The sequence below is a fragment of the Weissella sp. DD23 genome (genome assembly GCF_001579105.1).
Lineage (GTDB): Bacteria > Bacillota > Bacilli > Lactobacillales > Lactobacillaceae > Weissella > Weissella cibaria.
The window spans coordinates 58,157-61,619 of record NZ_KQ970390.1 but is presented as its reverse complement, the minus strand read 5'-3'; the positions used below and the strand labels follow the sequence as shown (position 1 = coordinate 61,619).

The 3,463-nt window shown below is 45.9% G+C and carries 4 protein-coding genes; all 4 read right to left on the bottom strand.

The features are described from left to right. Positions 1-252: 252 nt before the first annotated feature. Positions 253-651 carry a nicotinamide-nucleotide amidohydrolase family protein gene (locus WEIDD23_RS00270; RefSeq protein WP_062358604.1) on the bottom strand — a complete coding sequence of 133 codons (399 nt, stop codon included), beginning with the start codon at positions 649-651 and terminating at the stop codon, positions 253-255. 136 nt (positions 652-787) lie between these two features. Continuing rightward, positions 788-1,372 carry a CDP-diacylglycerol--glycerol-3-phosphate 3-phosphatidyltransferase gene (gene pgsA, locus WEIDD23_RS00265; RefSeq protein ID WP_010370489.1) on the bottom strand — a complete coding sequence of 195 codons (585 nt, stop codon included), beginning with the start codon at positions 1,370-1,372 and terminating at the stop codon, positions 788-790. Between the two features lie 25 nt (positions 1,373-1,397). Further along, the gene (locus WEIDD23_RS00260) at positions 1,398-2,309 is read right to left on the bottom strand and encodes a helix-turn-helix domain-containing protein (RefSeq protein WP_010370486.1); all 912 of its coding nucleotides are present in this window, start codon (positions 2,307-2,309) and stop codon (positions 1,398-1,400) included. Positions 2,310-2,365: 56 nt separating this feature from the next. After that, on the bottom strand, positions 2,366-3,463 hold a 1,098-nt coding region (locus tag WEIDD23_RS00255; RefSeq protein WP_062358602.1), incomplete at its 5' end, for an EF-P 5-aminopentanol modification-associated protein YfmH.

The following is a 3,463-nucleotide window of genomic DNA, read 5'->3' as shown; positions in this document are numbered from 1 at the left end:
GCTTCGTTCAAGGCATTTTGACGTTCCTTAGGGTCTGCAATCTTTCCTTCCAACTTCTTATTTGGGTTAATGTTTTTTCCTGATGCCATTTTTATCGGCCTCCACTTGTTAACTTAAACTTAATATAAATATAGTGTAACCTAATCGCTACAATAATTCAAATGTTTTCCCAACTATTTTGCCAACTCGGCGAGTTTTGTTGCAATCGCTGCAAAACCAGCTGCGACACTTGCTTCCCGCACGGCTTGCCGATCACCAGTAAAAATGGTGCTCCGTGGCGACTACTGATCCATCCGGTGCCGCGACACCAATGAACACCGTGCCAGCCGGATGCCCTTCCAGCGCGTCAGGTCCGGCCACGCCGGTGAAGCTAATCCCCCACGCCGTCTGCAACGTTGCTTTCGCACCCGTTGCCATCGCCTTAGCAACCTCTGCCGACACCACGCCATACGTCGCAATCATGTCCGCTGGCACACCGACGAGTTGCGTCTTGGCAGCTGCAGCATATGTCACAAATGCCCCTGGCAAAACGGCTGAAATACCACTAACACCAGCCAGCGTACTAACAAACATCCCCGCCGTTAAGGATTCTGCCGACGTAATCGTCTCACCTCGTGCAATCAACGCCCGGCCAACTTCTTCATTCGTCATCTGCAGCCTCCAATTTCATGTGTTATCCAATATAGACGATATCATGGTCCATTTGTCCATTTTCTGTCACTACTTATTCTAATACAAAAGGAGGCAGGCTAACACATCAGGTGTCACCCTACCTCCTAATTATGATTTACTTAAAACCATCCGAGAAAACATCGCGGTTCTTATAGAAATAATCAATTCCTGAATAAATCGTTGCTAACAACGCAATCCAGATCATAATCATGGCAAATGGAATATTGGCCATTGCAAACACGATATCATGTAGCAAGAAAAATGAAATAGCAACCATTTGAGAAGCCGTCTTAATCTTGCCTGGCATCGCAGCAGCCAATACCTTACCGTTGTTTTCAACAATCAGCGTGCGCAACCCGGTAATCGCCAATTCGCGAATAACGATAATGGCAACCATCCAAGCAGGTACCCAACCAAATTGAACAAAGAAAATCAATGCGGTCATTACTAATAGCTTATCTGCTAAAGGATCGGCAAACTTACCAAAGTTCGTCACTAGCTTATACTTGCGAGCAATCTTACCATCCGCCAAGTCAGTTAATGACGCCACAATGAAGATAATCGCGGCAACCAAGTGTGTCACTGGCAATTGTGCGCCCGCAACTTGCAATGTTCCCCAATCCAATGGCAATGCCAATACTAGCATAAACACTGGAATCAAAATCATACGGAACACCGTAAGCTTGTTAGGTAAATTCATGACTGTTAACGCTCCTTACTATCTTTTAGCGGGCAAACGTCATTGCAAGGTTCCAGACCGTTGCATTGTTTGCCATCAAGTCAACTGACTTGCCGTCAAGTGATACTGCTGTCGCAGCTGCGTTACCAATTGAAACACGTACACCAGGAACAGTTGCTGGAATCTTAACATCTTGGTTCCCGTTTGCTTGCAATGTACCGTTCCACAAAACGGCACCTGATGCATCACTCACTTGAATCCATGAAGCACCAGTCGTCTTCAAGTTCAACGTCAACTCCTTGTTAGCAGGGGCCTTAACAGTGCCGTAGTTAACGGTGTTGCCAGTTGCTTGACCAGCACCCAAATCAACAGCATCCTTATCCTTCTTCTCAGATGATGCAGAAGAAGACTTCGCAGCTGATTCCTTTGACGCGTCCGTTGAGGACTTTTCAGCATCCGATGACGCTGATGATGACACCTTTGACGTTGTGACAGAGACTGATGACGTTGTGTTTTCTTGCTTAGCTGAGCCAGCAAATGACGCAACTAGTGCCCAAATAATACCAATAATTGCCACCACGGCAACCCCAATTAAAATCTTTGGTAACATTTGGCGCGTCTTTTCAGCCGTTGACTCTTCAACATGGTGCATACCAGCACGCGTCACATTATCTGAATCCACACGTGCCCCACTCAAGTCTGGTTCAACTGTTTGCGTTTGAATATCATGATTTTGCATGAATTCCGTCACGTCTAAGCCAACAGCTGACGCATATTGGCGTACAAACGCGCGCTCGTAGAAAGCACCAGGCAACTGGTCGAATTGACCATTTTCAATGGCTGCTAGGTAGCGCTTTTGAATTTTTGTTGATTGTTGAATATCGTCAAGGGATAGCCCCTTATCAAGACGAGCATTTTGTAGCTCTTGTCCGATTACGCTGTTGCGCTCTTCGTTCATTAGTCTCTCATCCTTAACTATTTATTGTCATTATAATTGCATATAGGCTTATTCTATCACATGTCCAAAGCATTTGGCGTCGCAATTACGGTTGTCAATGCACTGACTTGGGCATTTCTTAAGATTTCTAATACATCTGTAAACGTCAATGCTTGCAAAATATTAATTTCGTCACGTAATGTCGCAAAATCAAAGGTTGATCCTTCAAAGCGAGTGACAATTTCTTCAAGTTGATTCAACTTGTTAATTAAGCGGCCCAAGGCATCTTTCTTAACTAATTCGAAATCTGCTTGCAAAGCCGCAAAACGATCGGCCATGTTTTCCAATTCATCAGCGACTGCATCAATTAGTTCATCAGCTTCTGGTGTCTCGGCGGCAATGGTCAAAAACGCTACCCCCCGTTCCCAGTCAAACTCTGCACTGAACGAATCGTCAATCATCCCTGAGTCATACCAAGTCATGTAAGTTGGTGAGAATTCACCAAAGACCAAATCAACTGCCAAACTACCCGCAATTGCAATCCGCAACGCTTCCCGACCAGTCGGCATATCGGCGCCATCATACCAACGTTGTCCCATCGCTACCTTAGGGCGAACAACATCCATTTCGACCTCTAAAATATCATCACTTACTGGTTGCAGCTCGTGAGTTGGCACTGATACTGGCGCCACGGCGGGCCGTTGACCAGCTGGTGATGCGTTAATTAGGTCACGAACTGTTGTTTCATCAAAAGCCCCCGCAATCACGACGTCCATGTTGTCGGGCCGATAGAATGCGTCAAAAGCCAACTGTAAATCTTCTGGCGTCACGCTATGAACTGATTCAGTCGTACCAGCAATATCGTCGGCCATTGGATCATCCTTAAATAATTGGCCTAAAATCAAACGATACAACCGCGCATTCGTATCATCTTGATACATATCGACTTCTTGCGAAATGATATCCTGCTCGCGTGCAACGGATTCAGCCTCAAAATAAGGCTCCTGGGTAAACGTTAACAATTCCTTTAGCGCCTCATACTCGTTCGCCGGGGCGGTTAAAAAGTAACTGGTCCGGGTCTGAGTTGTAAACGCATTGGCATTCGCCCCTAGCTCACTCAACCGTGAAAACGCATCATAGCCAGGTTGTGCAAAGAGTTTGTGCTCCAAAAAATG